This window comes from Lederbergia lenta NBRC 16444, from assembly GCF_001591545.1.
In the GTDB taxonomy this organism is placed as follows: Bacteria; Bacillota; Bacilli; order Bacillales; family Bacillaceae_C; genus Lederbergia; species Lederbergia lenta.
In genome coordinates this window covers 1-16,607 of the sequence record NZ_BCVC01000008.1, presented here as the reverse complement: position 1 = coordinate 16,607, position 16,607 = coordinate 1, and the positions used below count along the sequence as shown (strand labels likewise).

The following is a 16,607-nucleotide window of genomic DNA, read 5'->3' as shown; positions in this document are numbered from 1 at the left end:
CTCCTTAAGTCCGTGATGTGGTAATAGGGTTGTCCCCTCCCACTCAACTTATGAATAGAAAATCTTATATATTGTGCAGTTACTCAAATTGAGACGTACTGACCTAAAAATATTAACATTATTAACAAGAGATTTCAAGTTGTTTCAAATTATATTTTATCAATTTGTGTAAAATCGAGTTCAACTGGCGTTTCTCGACCAAACATATTAACCATGACTTTTGCTTTTCCTTTGTCAAGATCCATATCCTCTATTTTTCCTGTGAAGTTAGCAAACGGTCCTTCTTTCACCGTTACTGTTTCGCCCATTTCAAAATTAACCTCGGCGCGCTTTTCTTCCATTCCCATACGCTTCAATATGAAATCAGCTTCTTCCGGAAGCATCGGAGTAGGCTTGGAGCCCGAACCTGAGGAACCGACAAATCCTGTAACACCTGGTGTGTTACGCACCACATACCAAGAGTCATCCGTCATAATAATTTCTACCAGTACATACCCAGGAAAAACTTTTCTTTTTATTGTTTTCTTCTTACCATTTTTAATATCAGTCTCTTCATCTTCTGGAACAATTACGCGAAATATTTTATCTTGCATCCCCATCGACTCTACACGTTTTTCGAGGTTTGCTTTTACTTTATTTTCGTATCCAGAATACGTATGGACGACATACCAATTTTTCTCCATTTAATAGGACTATTCGTCCTTCCCTCCCTATTTTTTCACTAGTTTAGCCAAATGAAAAAACCCGGTGACCGGGCTTTTGAAAATTTTATTTATTTTTTATTATACCATGTAAAGATGCATATTATACAAGCCTAGGGGTTAAAATAAGATGTTTTAACTATAAATTTAATATTAAACGGATAAGTTTGGAAATACCTAAATCAGCTACCGCAAAAAATAAAGCTAGTATGACAACTGTAGTGATAACTGTAATAGTATAATTAGTAAGTTCTTTTCGTTTCGGCCAACTTACTTTTCTCATTTCCGAATTTACGTTGCGAAAAAATTGAGTTAAGCTTGTCATAAATGTACCTCCAACAATTGAAAATCTATAATGAAATGAGTTATTTTGTTTCTTTATGCACTGTGTGAGCGTTGCAGCGTTTGCAATACTTGTTTACTTCCAACCTCTCCAGTGTTGCCGCTGATTTACCTTCAGTTGTATAATTACGTGAGCCACAACTTGCACAGGCCAAAGTAGTCTTTTTCTTCAATTTAGTGCACCTGCTTACTTTATTTCTTCTAGCACTTACTTTTATATAGAATATCTTATAAAAAGTATCACGTAACCTTCCTTCTGTCAATATAAGGTTATAATCAATGCGTGAATTCCTTTATTTCTAAATAACGTTCGAGCTTCCTCTTCACTCTTTGTAGAGCGTTGTCAATCGACTTCACATGACGATTTAGCATTTCTGAAATTTCCTGATAGGACCGTCCGTCTAGATAGAGGGAAAGAACTTCTCTTTCTAAGTCACTTAATAATTCTACCATTTTCCCTTCAATACTGGAGAATTTCTCACGATTTATCAATAATTCTTCTGGATTTAAAACTTTGGCACCTGAGATGACATCCATTAGTGTTCGATCGGATTCTTCATCATAAATAGGCTTGTCTAGGGAAACATAAGAATTGAGCGGAATATGCTTTTGACGGGTGGCTGTTTTGATTGCGGTAATGATTTGCCTTGTGATACAGAGTTCTGCAAAAGCCTTGAAAGATGCAAGCTTGTCTCCTTTATAATCACGAATTGCTTTGTAAAGTCCAATCATGCCTTCTTGTACAATATCTTCTCTATCTGCTCCGATCAAAAAATATGATCGTGCTTTAGCCCTGACAAAATTACGGTATTTTTTAATAAGATAGTCTAGTGCATCGCTTTCTCCTTTATGGACCAGTTCAACTAGCTTTTCATCTTCGATTAGTTCGTACCTGATGTCATCCTCTAACTTGATATTTGAGATCACTGTAATCCCCGCCCTTAAAAGCAATAGATAAAGCTCATTATACATGACTGAATTTTCAAACGTCAACTGCTCATTTTTGTCCACGACGCCATTTTTCAAAAATTTCAGCAACTTCTTCACTTAATGGAATTTTGACTGTTGGTGTATTTTCTCGTGTTTTTTCTACCCGCCCAATTATTTTTCTTTCTACGTTTGCCGTTTCAATTAATAACTCTCGAGCCGATACTCTTAAGGCTCCTTGTCCAAAGATAGCCCATTGTTCTGTAAAATCAGAAGTAGCTACATAAATTTGCGTTTTAATATTATTCAACTCAATGGCTAGTTTTTCAATCCGCTCATCCGCAGTTTCTTCTACCTTTGTAAAGATTACTTCTACTTTATGATTATTATATTTTTTTTCCAACCCTTTAACATCGTACGCATCAAAAACAATAATTACTTTGTATCCGGTATAACCTTGATACTCGCTCATGATCGCGATTAGTCGGTCGCGAGCAGCAGCAAGATCTTTTCTTTTTAAATGAATAAGTTCCGGCCACGCGCCAATGATGTTATAACCATCGACTAAGAGGATATTCATTTCATTAATCCTCTAACGGTCGGCGTTTGCGATGAACCTCATACATGAGTAGTGCAGCGGCAACAGAAGCATTCAATGATGTAACATGGCCTACCATTGGTAAATGAATAAGAAAATCACATTTATCTTTAATTAAGCGTCCTATGCCTTTTCCTTCACTTCCGATCACAATTGCAAGTGGAAGTGTGCTATCCATCGTTCGATAGTCATGACTTTTCTTTGCATCCGTACCAAACACCCATACACCACGCTCTTTTATTTCATCAATTGTTCTCGCGATATTGGTCACCCTTGCAACAGGTACATATTCAATCGCCCCCGTTGATAACTTTGCAACTGTTGCAGTAAGTCCCACCGCACGACGCTTTGGTATAATGATCCCGTGAACACCTGCCGCATCTGCTGTCCTTAGAATAGAACCTAGATTGTGGGGGTCTTCCAATTCATCTAGGATAAGAAAGAAAGGATCCTCTCCTTTGTCAGCAGCGCGCTGAAATAGATCGTCTATTTCTGCATATTGATAAGCAGCAACCTGAGCTACAACTCCTTGATGATTCTCTTTACTTACCTGATCAATTTTTTGTTTTGGTACAAATTGAACTTGAATCTTGCGCTCTTTAGCGAGTTTGATAATAACCTGCATTTGCCCTTTCTGCGATCCCTCAGAGATCCAAATTTTATTCATATCGCGATCTGCTTTCAACGCTTCAATTACAGGATTTTTTCCTGCTATCCATTCTTCGCTCACGCTTTTTCCACTCCTTTTTCATCAATAATTTTGATTGCCGTGTCTATTATTTCCTGCACTCGTTCTAAGTCATTATCTAAATATAACGACCCAAGTACAGCTTCAAATGCCGTACTGTATCTATAAGTTTGTACATCTGTATTTTTAGGAATCGTTCCAGATTTAGCATTCCGACCACGCTTCATAATAGCAAGTTCTTCTTCACTTAAAAAGTTTTCATTTACCATCTTTTTCAGAATTGCTGCTTGCGCTTTTGCAGAAACATAACGCGTTGCTTCACGATGAAGTCGATTCGGCTTTGTTTTTCCACTTTGTAGCAGGTGATGCCTAATCTGAACATCGTAAATGGCATCACCCATATAAGCCAGCGCTAAACTGTTTAATTGCTTATAATCCACTTGTTTCTTTTGAAAGTTCATATGGTCACCCCCGCTTCCATCTCGTACCTTGCGGTGTGTCTTCCAAAAGGATATTTAATTCTTTCAATTGATCTCTAATTTGGTCCGCTAGTTTAAAGTCACGATTTTTTCTTGCATCTAAACGTTGCTCAATTAACTGATCAATCTCCTCGTCTAGCAAATCTTCTTCTTCAAGTTGCAAACCGAGAACGGAAAATAGCTCCTCGAATGTCCGTAAAAATAAATGAATGATCGTATCTGAAGTGTTTTTTTCCATCAAATAATAATTAGCCTGTTTAGACATTTCGAACAGCACCGAAATACCATCAGCTGTATTGAAGTCATCATCCATTCCTCGGACAAAGTCTTCTTTCAGTTCAGCTATTATCTTTTCCCACTTGTCATTATGCTCCGTTAGATTGGTACTTGCTTTCAAACGATACTTTAAGTTTTGATAGGATGTTTTAAGTCTCTCTAGACTAGCACCAGCATGTGTTAGCAATTCTTCTGTATAGTTGATTGGGTTGCGATAATGGACTGCTAGCATAAAGAATCGTAACACTTGCGGATCATGATGTTTAATAATGTCATGTACAAGCACAAAATTCCCTAACGACTTAGACATTTTTTCATTATCAATATTAATATAACCGTTATGCATCCAATACCTAGAAAAGGTTTTTCCAGTTAAAGCTTCTGATTGTGCAATTTCATTTTCATGATGTGGGAAAGTTAAATCCTGTCCCCCCGCATGAATATCTATTGTATCGCCCAAATATTTTCGCGCCATTGCCGAGCATTCAATATGCCAACCTGGTCTTCCCTCACCCCAAGGACTATCCCATGAGATTTCATCTTTTTTTGCTGCTTTCCACAAGGTGAAGTCAAGCTCATCCTCTTTTTTCTCGCCAGCCTGAATACGTGCCCCTACTTTCAAATCATCAATTGACTGCTGTGAAAGCTTTCCATATCCAGTGAATTTTCTCGTTCTATAATAAACATCACCTGCCGACTCATATGCAAACCCTTTTTGTATTAATGTCTCAATAAACTCAATAATAATATCCATATTCTCTGTAACACGAGGATGGAGATCTGCTTTCTTGCATCCAAGTGCTGATACATCATCGAAAAAGGCGTGAATAAATCTCTCCGCAACAGCTGGTACTTCCTCACCAAGCTTCTGAGCAGCATGAATTAACTTATCGTCGACGTCTGTAAAATTAGATACATAGTTCACTTCGTATCCCCTATACTCCAAGTATCGGCGAACCGTGTCAAACACGATAGCAGGTCGAGCATTGCCAATATGAATATAGTTATAAACGGTTGGGCCACATACATACATTTTGACCTTTCCTTCTTCTAGCGGAACAAAATCTTCTTTCTTTCGAGACAATGTATTATAAATCTTTATTGACATCTTCATGTTCTCCTTTCATATTTAAGCGTTTGACTTCCGTTTGTAACCTGTGTATTTCTTGCTCCATTTCTGAACATCTATCAGAAATAGGATCAGGAAGATCGTTATGATCTAGTTTTCTTTTCAGTTTGATACCATTTTGAATGACCACTCGCCCCGGGATTCCTACTACCGTTGAGTTAGCAGGCACATCTTTCAATACAACGGATCCTGCTCCGACCTTAGAATTTTCCCCGACAATAATATTCCCAAGCACTTTAGCGCCTGTGGCAATTAATGCATTATCTTCGATCGTCGGATGCCGTTTGCCCTTTTCCTTTCCTGTCCCGCCAAGTGTAACTCCCTGAAAGACAGTTACATTATTTCCAATTTCGCATGTTTCTCCAATTACTACACCCATACCGTGATCAATGAAAAAGCGATGCCCTATTTTTGCTCCTGGATGGATTTCAATCCCAGTGAAAAATCGGTTTACTTGTGAAATGAGTCTAGCCATAAAGAACATTTTTCTATTGAAAAATAGATGAGCAATACGATGTGCCCAAATCGCATGTAGACCAGAGTATGTCAAAATAACTTCTAGACTACTACGTGCTGCAGGGTCTTGGTCAAATACCGTTTCAATATCTTCTTTCATTCGTTTAAACACAGTTTCTCCCCCTTCTAGCAGCGTTACTCAGGTCCTTATGATGCAAATGCAAAAGGCGGCGATGTTAGTACATGGTCCCTAAGAAGAGCGAAAGTGCATTGCCTTTGACATATATGACAGCTGTCACCAAAGCAGGAACCGACAAACCCTTAAAAAAGGCAACAAAAAAACGTCTCTGAAAATCAGAGACGCCTTTGGCGCGGTTCCACTCTGGTTGGATGATGCTAAAAAAGCAACATCCCGGCTTATCCTTCATAACGGTAAGGTTCCCGCCCGTACCTATTTGGTTTATTAACCGTTCGGTTCAGGACTCCAAGGTGCACTTCAAAAAATGAGTGGCTTGAATCGCTCTCAGCCAGTGGCGATTCTCTCTGATTAGCATCATTTTTCTACTCTCCCTCTTCAACGCTTTTAATTATTACTCTAATATATTACATTTCGTTCTAATTGTTAACCTTTTATTCGCTCAAGTCGATTTTTCACTTTTTCTTTTCCTAGCAATTCAATCGCATTCGGCAATTCAGGTCCTTGGGTTTGTCCCGTAACTGCAACTCTAATGGGCATAAAAAGTTTTTTCCCTTTTTGGCCAGTTACTTTTTGAACCGATTTGATCGCTTTTTTTATACCGCCAGCTTCAAATGGCTCAAGTGCAGTCACTTCATCATAAAAAGCTTGAAGCACTTCTGGCACTTGATCTTCTTCTAAGACAGCTTTTGCCTCTTCATTATAATCTATTATATCTTTAAAAAACATATCGGATAACTCAATAATTTCAGCACCAAAGCTCATTTGTTCTTGATAAAGTGAAATTAAATTTCTTGCCCATACTTTTTCCTCAGGATTATCTGCATCCACGAGACCCGCCTTAACAAGATGAGGTAAGGATAACTCAACTATTTTATCTAAATCAAGCTTCTTCATGTATTGGTTATTCATCCACGCTAGCTTCTGCTTATCAAACACAGCAGGTGATTTGGATAATCGGTCTGCATCAAATATATTGATGAATTCCTCTTTTGAAAAGATTTCTTCTTCTCCTTCAGGAGACCATCCTAACAATGTAATAAAGTTAAGAAGCGCCTCTGGTAAGTAACCAAGGTCTGCATATTGTTCGATAAATTGAATGATTGATTCATCACGTTTACTTAACTTTTTACGGCTATCATTGACAATAAGCGTCATATGTCCAAATACCGGTGGTTCCCATTCAAAAGCTTCAAATATCATAAGTTGTTTAGGTGTATTGGAAATATGATCATCCCCACGTAGAACATGACTAATTTCCATCAAATGATCATCAATCGCTACAGCGAAGTTATACGTTGGAACGCCATCTTTCTTCACAATTACATAATCGCCAATACCATCGGATTCAAAAGAAACCTCGTCTTTAACGATATCATTAAAAGCATATACTTTCCCACGTGGAACCTTAAAACGAATGCTCGGCTTTCTTCCTTCTGCTTCAAGCTTAGCGCGCTCTTCACTTGAAAGATTCGCACATCTCCCCGAATATCGCGGCATTTCACCACGAGCCGACTGAGCCTCGCGCTCTGCTTCTAGCTCCTCTTCCGTACAATAGCATTTATAAGCAAGTCCACGTTCTAGCAATTCATTATAATACTTTTTATATATATCAAGGCGTTCAGACTGACGATATGGACCATACCCACCATCCTTATCGACACTCTCATCCCAATCGATTCCAAGCCATTTCAAGTAAGCTAGCTGACTCTCTTCTCCGCCTTCAATATTTCTCTTTTGATCCGTATCTTCTATCCTAATTAGAAATGTCCCACCCATATTACGAGCAAACAAATAATTAAAAAGCGCTGTTCTTGCATTTCCTATATGCAAATGCCCAGTAGGACTAGGTGCATAACGCACACGAATGTCTTTTGACATGTTAATGCCTCCTCAAGTATCTCTGTTCCATCTCTCTATTTTACATTAGTTCATTAAATGATGAAAGCTCGCACTATTAACCTTCTTTTTTTAGTAGGACAACAGCCAATGCAGCAATTCCTTCCTCTCGGCCTACAAAACCAAGCCGCTCAGTTGTAGTTGCCTTCACATTGACCTGGTCCTCGTTCGCTTCTAATAACTGCGAAATTCGCTTACACATTGCCCCAACATGGGGAGCCATCTTTGGTTTTTCAGCCATAATGGTACAATCAATATTTCCAAGTTTATATCCTTTTTCTCTAACAATTTTCCATACATGACTTAATAATTCTGCAGAATCGGCATCTTTAAAGTTCGGGTCTGTATCTGGAAAATGACGTCCAATATCACCTTCACCAATTGCTCCGAGACAAGCATCTGCAACTGTATGTAATAAAACGTCTGCATCAGAATGTCCTGTCAAACCTTTTTCATATGGAATCTGAATCCCCCCGATAATTAGTGGGCGATCCTCTGCAAATGTATGTACATCAAATCCTTGACCAATTTTTATCATTATCTATGCTCCTTTATTCACCTAACTTGAACGTTTCCGTTTTGCCATAATTGCTTCTGCAAAGTAAATATCTTCTGGAGTGGTTAATTTAATATTGTCATAATCACTCTCTACTATCTTTACCGATTGCCCAGTTCTTTCTACAAGAGATGCCTCGTCTGTGCCGAAAAAATCCTCCTTGGATGCCATATTATGTGCATCCATCAAGACGGAAAAACGAAAAGCTTGTGGGGTTTGCACCTGCCACAAGCTGGATCTTTCTACTGTTTCAACTACTTCAAGATCGATCGCTTTCTTTATCGTATCTTTTACAGGAACAGCAGCAATAGCAGCACCACTTTCTGCCGCTACTTCTACTAAACGTCCAATCGTTTTTAATCGGATAAATGGACGTGCACCGTCATGAACAAGAATGATCCCACTATTTAACGCTGAATTTAATCCATTATAAACGCTATATTGCCGCTCATCCCCGCCATAGACTATTTCGATCTTTGATGCGTAACGACTCTTCAAAAGTAGTTCAGTAAAAATATCTTTTTCATCTTGTTGGATAACTAGGATAATTTTATTACAGTGCTGATCCGACCCAAACACATCTAAAGTATGGAGAATAATAGGGCGTTTATCCAGTTTTAAAAATAATTTATTATAGCCGGCTCCCATTCGTTTTCCAGATCCGGCCGCTGGGATAATTACCTGATAATCCATTTCATTAATCTCCTTATGTTATAAAGCTTTTTCGAGTAACTTCGGCTTCGCAAATATCATTCTACCGGCTGATGTTTGAAGTACACTTGTTACAATAACATCAATTCTTTTACCAATAAAGTTTCTTCCTTCTTCTACAACAATCATCGTACCATCGTCTAGATAAGCGACACCTTGGTTATATTCTTTACCATCTTTAATCACTTGTACATTGAGTTCTTCTCCTGGAAGCACAATCGGTTTGACTGCATTTGCAAGATCGTTGATATTGAGAACACTCACATTTTGGAACTCACAGACCTTATTTAAGTTATAATCATTTGTCACAACGATCCCGTCGGTAAGCTTCGCTAGCTTCACAAGCTTTGAATCGACTTCTTGTATATCTTCAAAATCACCTTCATACATTTCTACTTCAATATCAATTTCTTTTTGGATACGATTCAAAATATCCAAACCACGCCTTCCTCGATTTCTCTTTAATGCATCAGAGGAATCGGCGATATGTTGAAGTTCTTCAAGAACAAATTGAGGTATAACGATTACCCCATCTAAAAAACCAGTCTGACAAATATCAGCAATTCTCCCATCAATAATTACACTTGTATCAAGGATTTTCAAGCTTTTAACCGGTTTTTGTTGTTCCTCTTCCACACTCTCACCACGCTTTTTACCAGAACGATTAATTGAAAACAGATTAATAAGTTCATCTCTTTTCTTGAAGCCAACTTGAAAACCAAGATAACCGAGTAGTAAAGTGAGCAATATTGGTACAAAGTTGTTTAAAATCGGTATTTCCATTTGATTGATCGCGAGACCTGCCAAAAAGGCCAAAATCAAGCCAAACGTAAGGCCTAAACTTCCAAAAATAATATCTGTTATGGGCGCTTTAAGGAGACGATCTTCCAACCATTTCACAGTATTTACAATATAATCAACAGCCCAAAAAGTAATAAGATAAAAAATAATAGCACCTATAATTGCAGAAATGTACGGATTATTGATCAGAGCCACACCATCAAGTTTTAATAACTTTAGTAATTCAGGAATCAGAAAAATTCCCAATGTTCCCCCAAGTAATAGGAAACAAGCTTGAACAATACGCTTTAACATTTATCCAGTCACCCCCTTATATTAATTATAAACATTTAATCAACTTTAAAACATGCTAATGATAATTCTTTATATTTAAGACTTTCTATTTGAAACTTATTCCTTCTCAAAAAGGTAGCAATATTATTTGCCAATGTCAATTTTAGCAAAGAAGAATGAATGCCACCCTTATAAAATTATGTTGAGAATGCTTGTTTAAGTGCCTCTCCCACTGTCCCGACTCCTATGACTTCGATTCCTTTAGGGATCTTCCATCCACCAATATTATTCGCAGGGATTAGTACCCTTTCAAATCCAAGCTTAGCAGCTTCTTGGACACGTTGTTCAATTCTAGAAACTCGACGTACTTCTCCAGTAAGACCTACCTCACCTATAATACAATCCGTCGCCTTTGTCTGTTGGTCACGAAAACTCGAAGCAATACTTACAGAAATCGCTAAATCAATTGCCGGCTCATCCAATTTGACGCCTCCTGCAACTTTTAAATAGGCATCCTGATTTTGTAGTAATAACCCTACTCGCTTTTCCAAAACAGCCATCAATAAAGAAACTCGATTATGGTCGATTCCTGTAGCCATTCTGCGAGGATTTCCGTAGCTTGTAGGTGATATCAACGCTTGGATTTCTACAAGGACAGGCCTTGTTCCTTCCATGGATGCTACGACAGTCGAGCCGGAAGCTCCTTTTGATCTTTCTTCGAGGAATATTTCTGAAGGATTTGCTACCTCTTCAAGGCCAGCTTCTTTCATTTCAAAGATGCCCATTTCATTTGTAGAACCAAATCGATTTTTGACTGCTCGAAGAATTCGATAAGTATGGTGTCGTTCGCCTTCAAAATAAAGGACTGTATCCACCATATGTTCAAGCAAACGTGGTCCTGCAATGGCTCCTTCCTTCGTAACATGACCGACAATAAAAATAGCGATACCTTTAGTTTTAGCAATCCGCATTAATTCAGCCGTACATTCACGTACTTGCGAAACACTGCCAGGGGCAGAGGTGACCTCTGGATGATAAACCGTTTGTATGGAATCAACTACTACAAAATCTGGCGATATATCTTCAATGGTTTGATGAATAGATTCCAAATTCGTTTCCGCATAAATGTATAACTCAGGAGAAGAAACGTGAAGTCGGTCTGCCCTTAGTTTTGTTTGTTTTATTGATTCTTCTCCAGATATGTATAGAACCTTTTGATTCGTGACGGCTAATTGAGCAGATACTTGCAAAAGTAATGTTGACTTTCCAATACCAGGGTCGCCACCAATTAAAATTAAAGAGCCTGGTACCACACCACCGCCGAGTACTCTATTTAACTCTTGCATTCTTGTAGTCACTCGAGGTTCTTGTTCTGTTTCAATCGTTGTAATAGCAGCCGCCTTTGCGGATGTACCTGGAGCTGAATGCTGAAAAGACCGTTTTGGCTGTTTACCGATAACCTCGGTTTCCTCTACCATCTTATTCCACTCTCCACATCCTGGACAGCGCCCCATCCATTTCGGAGATTCATAACCACACGCTTGACACATAAACTTTGTTTTCTTCTTAGACAATCCCCAACGCCCTTTCTTTGGACAATTTAATTAGAATATGGCCATAAAGTAGGTTGCCTCGGCTTGACCAGTTGAATAGGTCTTAGCCGAGGATCCACTAGGTTTTATTCAAAATAACTTAATACTATTATCAAGAAACGGATGGTTCTACCGCTTTTACAGTAAATTCTCCATCTTCTACATCAATAACAATATTTTGTCCTGAAGAGATCGTTCCTTTCAATAATTCCTCTGATAAACGATCTTCGACAAATTTCTGAAGTGATCTTCTTAAAGGTCTCGCTCCGTACTCTGGATCATAACCCTCTTCTGTTATTTTTTCTTTCGCGGCTTCTGTTAGTTCAAGCCCCATTTCCTGCTCTTTCAGACGCTTTATTAATTGGTCCGCCATTAAAGTAACAATTTCTTTTAAATGAGGCTTTTCAAGCGCATGGAAAACAATAATTTCATCAATACGGTTTAAAAACTCTGGACGGAATGCCTTTTTCAATTCTTCCATCACTTTGTTTTTCATATCTTTATAATCTTGTTCCCCATCTTGAATACTAAATCCTACATATTTATTTCGCTGTAAAGCTTGCGCCCCCACATTTGATGTAAGAATCAATACTGTGTTACGGAAATCAACAGTTCTTCCTTTAGAATCAGTCAAACGCCCATCCTCTAAAACTTGCAACAATATATTAAATACATCTGGATGTGCCTTTTCAATTTCATCAAGTAAGATAACTGAATATGGTTTACGTCTTACCTTTTCTGTAAGCTGTCCGCCCTCTTCAAATCCTACATAACCAGGAGGTGAACCAACTAATCTTGATGTCGAGTGTTTCTCCATATACTCTGACATATCAATTCGAATCATCGCATCTTCATCACCAAACATAGATTCAGCTAATGCTCTTCCTAATTCTGTTTTACCTACCCCAGTTGGTCCAAGGAAAATAAATGAACCAATCGGACGTTTCGGATCCTTCAAGCCTGCTCTCGCGCGTCTTACTGCCTTAGCAATTGACTTCACTGCTTCTTCTTGACCTATTACTCTTGAATGTAAAATTTCTTCCAGTTTCAATAATCTTTCCGTTTAAGTAGAAGCAAGTTTCGATACTGGAATTCCAGTCCAACTTGATACGACAGCAGCGATATCCTCAACGGTCACCTCTGTATTTTCTTGACCCTGCTTTTCTTTCCATGTTTTCTTCGTTTCTTCTAATTCTTCACGAAGACGCTGTTCGGAATCTCGTAATGAAGCTGCCTTTTCAAATTCTTGGCTTTGTACAGCAGCATCTTTCTCTTTACGAATAGAATCTAGCTTTACTTCTAGCTCTTTTAAATTTGGCGGTGTTGTATACGAGCGTAATCTTACTTTAGAACCTGCTTCATCAATTAAATCAATCGCTTTATCTGGTAAAAACCGATCAGAAATATACCGATTAGATAATTTTACAGACGCATCAATCGCATCATCTGTAATTGACACACGGTGATGTGCTTCATACCGATCTCGCAACCCTTTTAAAATTTGAATTGATTCTTCTTCTGTTGGTTCATCTACCTGAACAGGCTGGAAACGACGTTCTAGCGCTGCGTCCTTCTCGATATACTTGCGGTACTCATCAAGAGTAGTAGCCCCTATACACTGTAACTCTCCACGTGCAAGTGACGGTTTTAAAATGTTTGAAGCATCAATCGCCCCTTCAGCTCCACCAGCACCAATCAAAGTATGAAGTTCATCAATAAACAGGATAATATTACCCGCCTGTCTAATTTCATCCATCACTTTCTTTAAACGATCCTCAAATTCGCCTCGATACTTCGTTCCGGCCACAACCGTACCCATATCTAAGGTCATTACTCGTTTGCCACGTAAAGTCTCAGGAACTTCATTGTTAATGACTTGTTGTGCTAATCCTTCTGCAATGGCTGTTTTCCCAACTCCTGGTTCCCCAATCAGTACTGGATTGTTTTTGGTACGTCTGCTCAGGACTTCAATCACTCTTTGAATTTCTTTATTACGACCTATTACTGGATCTAAGCTGCCCTCTTTTGCAACTACCGTTAGATCCCTGGCTAGGCTATCTAATGTAGGCGTACTTGCACCTGATGAACCACCATTAGAATTATTATTTGCTTCGTTGCTCCCAAGTAATTGAAGTACTTGCTGACGCGCTTTATTTAAACTTACACCAAGATTATTTAAAACGCGTGCCGCAACCCCTTCACCTTCACGGATTAATCCTAATAAAATATGTTCTGTCCCCACATAGGAATGCCCTAACTTCCTTGCTTCGTCCATTGAAAGTTCAATCACCTTTTTTGCACGAGGAGTATAATTAACAGATTCTGCTTTATCCTGCCCACGTCCAATAAGTGCTTCTACCTCTTTTTGAATCATTTCTGGATCAAGCGCAAGACCATACAAAGCTTTTGCAGCAATTCCATCGCCTTCTTTGACGAGTCCTAGCAATATATGTTCTGTACCGATATTATTATGCCCTAATCGAATTGCCTCTTCTTGTGATAATGCCAATACCTTCTGTGCTCTCTCTGTAAATCGACCAAACATCATACAATCTCCTCCTATCAGTCTCTTTCTTCCAGTTTTAAACGTTCTCGAATAAAAGCTGCCCTTTTTATATCTCGTTCAGCAGGACGAAGAGGTCCACCTGCATATTGCTGTAAAAAACCCGGTTGCGTTAAAATCATCAGTTCATTTAATATGTTTTTCGATAAATGTTTAATAAATCCTGTATCTATACCTAGTCGCACATCAGATAAACATTCTGTTGCCTCTTTTGTTTCAATAATTCTACTATTAGCAAGTATACCCAATGATCGGAAAACCTTATCTTCTAATTGTATGTTTGATGTTTTCACTAATGCTTCCCTAGCCGATCTTTCCTGTGCAATGATTTGTTGTACAACGCTTGTTAAATCTCCGACAATATCTGCTTCCGACTTTCCTAATGTAATTTGATTAGATATTTGGAATATATTTCCCAACGCCTCGCTACCTTCCCCATAAATACCTCTAACAACGAGACCTAATTGATTAATCGCTGGAATGATTCGGTTCATCTGCCTTGTTAAAATCAAGGCTGGTAAATGAAGCATGACAGAAGCTCTTAGTCCTGTACCAACGTTTGTTGGGCAACTCGTTAGATATCCAAGGTCTTCATCAAAAGCAAAGTCTACTTTAGCCTCTAACATATCATCGATTGCATTAGCTTTTTCTAAAGCCTCTTTTATTTGTAATCCGGGGTATAGACATTGAATTCTAATATGGTCCTCTTCATTTATCATGATACTGATATCCTCATTATCAGATAAAATTACAGCACCATGAGATTCATGTTCTGTAAGATGGGGACTAATCAAATGTTTTTCAACAAGTACCCTTTTTTGTAGTGATTTTAAATCATCTACTAATAATAATTCCATCGGACCATATTCCTTAAAAACTCCCTGTTGCAAATAGCCCTGAATGTTACCAATTATTTCTCTGGCATCATCATTACTAAACAATGTAGGAAATTTATAATTGCGTAAATTTCTAGCTAACCTAATGCGCGAACTAAGAATAATATCTGAATCTGGTCCTTCTGCGCACATCCAAGAACTTACAGCCTTATTAAGAAACTTTTCGAGACTCATGAGTCTTTTCCCTCCCCATTTACTAAATTATTTTCGAGGGAACGAATTTGATCACGTACATTAGCAGCTTTTTCAAACTCCTCCTGTTCAATGAGTACACGTAATTCAGCTCGTAATTGCTGCACTTTCTTTTTTAAATGGATAGAGCCTCCGATCCTTTCAGGAACTTTTCCACCATGTATAATATTACCACTGTGTAATCTTTTTAAAATCGGAGTCAAACGTTCCTTGAAGGCATTGTAGCAGTTGGCACACCCGAATCTTCCCACCTTAATAAATTGCTGAAAAGTCATTTTGCATTCATCACATTGGATGACATGCGCAGTTGGAGTAGGTTTTGAAGTTGTTTGTTGCATCACATTATCTAAATTTAATATTCCCGCAAGCAAATCATTGATGGAGAAGCCAGCAGATCCATCCATCATGAAAAGCTCTCCTTTTTCATGTGCACACTTTTCACATAATTGTATTGCCGCTTTCTCCCCATTCACTATTTTTGTAAAATGCAAGGTTGCCGGCCTTTCATTACACTCCTGGCATATCATCGTCCTCACCCTTTTTATTCATATTTAATTGCTTGAAGTAATGCCATTAGCAACCGTGCCCTTAAATGATCTCGATCAGGCAGTTCAAGATAAATAACGGACCTATCCATCACACTTAACATTAACTTAGCTTCTTTCTCGGAGACTAACCCTTCATCAAGTAACCGAATAATTACATCTTGAGCATTTGCTTGGCTTATACTTTGGCCAATCAATACTTTTAACTGATCAATTAAATGTGCTTTATCATGTATCCTTACTCTCGTAATCCTTATATACCCGCCCCCACCTCGTTTACTCTCTACCATATAGCCTCTTTCCATGGTAAATCTTGTATTAATTACGTAATTAATTTGTGAGGGAACACACTGAAACTTATCTGCCACCTCACTTCTTTTGATTTCTACAATCTCACTTTCGCTCATTTCGAGCACCTTTTTTAAATAACTTTCAATAATATCGGAGATATTCCGCATCACTAAGGCGCCTCCCTAACTCCTTACTTGACTTTGACTATATTTGACTTAATTATAAAGAAATTTTCTTATGTATGCAATTAGATAGAATTATCATTATTGTATCCATAGTTTTGAAACATGAAACCTGTATGAAGCAGATCGTACTTACAAAACTAGAAAAGAAGCCGGGACAAACATAGAATACCCCTACACAAAGCCGAATGATGTTTTAGTAAACTAGTAAAAAAATACAAAAAAAACCAAACCTTTACGAAAACTAACCGTCGCTTCGTAAAATAGTTTGGTTTTTAAATTTGTTAAAGTTCTTTTTTCCTAGCCTTGAAAAC

Annotated in this window: 17 protein-coding genes, 1 pseudogene and 1 other annotated feature; all 18 genes and pseudogenes read right to left on the bottom strand. The window is 38.2% G+C overall.

The genetic code is table 11. The annotated features are described in order from the left end of the window. Window positions 1–149: 149 nt before the first annotated feature. The 18 genes and pseudogenes from nusG to BLE01S_RS17135 all read right to left on the bottom strand — a co-directional run bounded on the left by nusG (window position 150) and on the right by BLE01S_RS17135 (window position 16,278). Complete coding sequence (gene nusG, locus BLE01S_RS17215) at window positions 150–683, bottom strand: transcription termination/antitermination protein NusG (protein WP_066145183.1); 534 nt, start codon at window positions 681–683, stop codon at window positions 150–152. 157 nt (window positions 684–840) lie between these two features. Next, window positions 841–1,026, bottom strand: a complete 186-nt coding sequence (secE, locus tag BLE01S_RS17210; RefSeq protein WP_066145181.1) for a preprotein translocase subunit SecE — start codon at window positions 1,024–1,026, stop codon at window positions 841–843. Between the two features lie 40 nt (window positions 1,027–1,066). Continuing rightward, a complete protein-coding gene (gene rpmG / locus BLE01S_RS20550) occupies window positions 1,067–1,216 on the bottom strand; it encodes a 50S ribosomal protein L33 (protein ID WP_082788800.1) in 150 nt (49 codons plus the stop codon). 103 nt (window positions 1,217–1,319) lie between these two features. Then, on the bottom strand, window positions 1,320–1,970 hold the full coding sequence (gene sigH / locus BLE01S_RS17205; protein WP_411825162.1) for an RNA polymerase sporulation sigma factor SigH: 651 nt from the start codon (window positions 1,968–1,970) through the stop codon (window positions 1,320–1,322). A gap of 70 nt (window positions 1,971–2,040) precedes the next feature. Continuing rightward, complete coding sequence (locus BLE01S_RS17200; RefSeq protein ID WP_066145179.1) at window positions 2,041–2,550, bottom strand: NYN domain-containing protein; 510 nt, start codon at window positions 2,548–2,550, stop codon at window positions 2,041–2,043. A 4-nt stretch (window positions 2,551–2,554) separates the two neighbouring features. Then, window positions 2,555–3,298: a 23S rRNA (guanosine(2251)-2'-O)-methyltransferase RlmB gene (gene rlmB, locus BLE01S_RS17195; protein ID WP_066145177.1), complete on the bottom strand. Its 744-nt coding sequence runs from the start codon at window positions 3,296–3,298 to the stop codon at window positions 2,555–2,557. Then, complete coding sequence (locus BLE01S_RS17190) at window positions 3,295–3,717, bottom strand: Mini-ribonuclease 3 (RefSeq protein ID WP_066145175.1); 423 nt, start codon at window positions 3,715–3,717, stop codon at window positions 3,295–3,297. Before BLE01S_RS17190 ends, rlmB begins: the two co-directional genes overlap by 4 nt. A gap of 4 nt (window positions 3,718–3,721) precedes the next feature. Then, window positions 3,722–5,119 carry a cysteine--tRNA ligase gene (gene cysS / locus BLE01S_RS17185; protein WP_066145173.1) on the bottom strand — a complete coding sequence of 466 codons (1,398 nt, stop codon included), beginning with the start codon at window positions 5,117–5,119 and terminating at the stop codon, window positions 3,722–3,724. Further along, window positions 5,100–5,768, bottom strand: a complete 669-nt coding sequence (cysE, locus tag BLE01S_RS17180) for a serine O-acetyltransferase (protein ID WP_066145171.1) — start codon at window positions 5,766–5,768, stop codon at window positions 5,100–5,102. The genes cysS and cysE overlap by 20 nt, the downstream gene beginning before the upstream one ends. Window positions 5,769–5,949: 181 nt before the next feature. Beyond that, window positions 5,950–6,183: a binding site (T-box leader), on the bottom strand. Window positions 6,184–6,218: 35 nt separating this feature from the next. Then, window positions 6,219–7,673 carry a glutamate--tRNA ligase gene (gene gltX / locus BLE01S_RS17175; RefSeq protein WP_066145170.1) on the bottom strand — a complete coding sequence of 485 codons (1,455 nt, stop codon included), beginning with the start codon at window positions 7,671–7,673 and terminating at the stop codon, window positions 6,219–6,221. 76 nt (window positions 7,674–7,749) lie between these two features. After that, window positions 7,750–8,229: a 2-C-methyl-D-erythritol 2,4-cyclodiphosphate synthase gene (gene ispF, locus BLE01S_RS17170; protein WP_066145168.1), complete on the bottom strand. Its 480-nt coding sequence runs from the start codon at window positions 8,227–8,229 to the stop codon at window positions 7,750–7,752. A 21-nt stretch (window positions 8,230–8,250) separates the two neighbouring features. Further along, complete coding sequence (gene ispD / locus BLE01S_RS17165; RefSeq protein ID WP_066145166.1) at window positions 8,251–8,940, bottom strand: 2-C-methyl-D-erythritol 4-phosphate cytidylyltransferase; 690 nt, start codon at window positions 8,938–8,940, stop codon at window positions 8,251–8,253. Window positions 8,941–8,958: 18 nt separating this feature from the next. Beyond that, complete coding sequence (locus tag BLE01S_RS17160; RefSeq protein ID WP_066145164.1) at window positions 8,959–10,053, bottom strand: PIN/TRAM domain-containing protein; 1,095 nt, start codon at window positions 10,051–10,053, stop codon at window positions 8,959–8,961. Window positions 10,054–10,229: 176 nt separating this feature from the next. Then, entirely contained in the window at window positions 10,230–11,606 is a 1,377-nt protein-coding gene (gene radA / locus BLE01S_RS17155) for a DNA repair protein RadA (RefSeq protein ID WP_066145162.1), read from the bottom strand. 130 nt (window positions 11,607–11,736) lie between these two features. Then, window positions 11,737–14,172: pseudogene (clpC, locus tag BLE01S_RS17150) on the bottom strand (ATP-dependent protease ATP-binding subunit ClpC). A gap of 14 nt (window positions 14,173–14,186) precedes the next feature. Continuing rightward, window positions 14,187–15,257: a protein-arginine kinase McsB gene (gene mcsB / locus BLE01S_RS17145; protein ID WP_066145160.1), complete on the bottom strand. Its 1,071-nt coding sequence runs from the start codon at window positions 15,255–15,257 to the stop codon at window positions 14,187–14,189. Then, a complete protein-coding gene (gene mcsA, locus BLE01S_RS17140; RefSeq protein ID WP_066145158.1) occupies window positions 15,254–15,802 on the bottom strand; it encodes a protein-arginine kinase activator protein McsA in 549 nt (182 codons plus the stop codon). The genes mcsB and mcsA overlap by 4 nt, the downstream gene beginning before the upstream one ends. 14 nt (window positions 15,803–15,816) lie before the next feature. After that, window positions 15,817–16,278, bottom strand: coding sequence for a CtsR family transcriptional regulator (locus BLE01S_RS17135; RefSeq protein ID WP_066145407.1), 462 nt, complete (start codon window positions 16,276–16,278; stop codon window positions 15,817–15,819). Window positions 16,279–16,607: the final 329 nt, after the last annotated feature.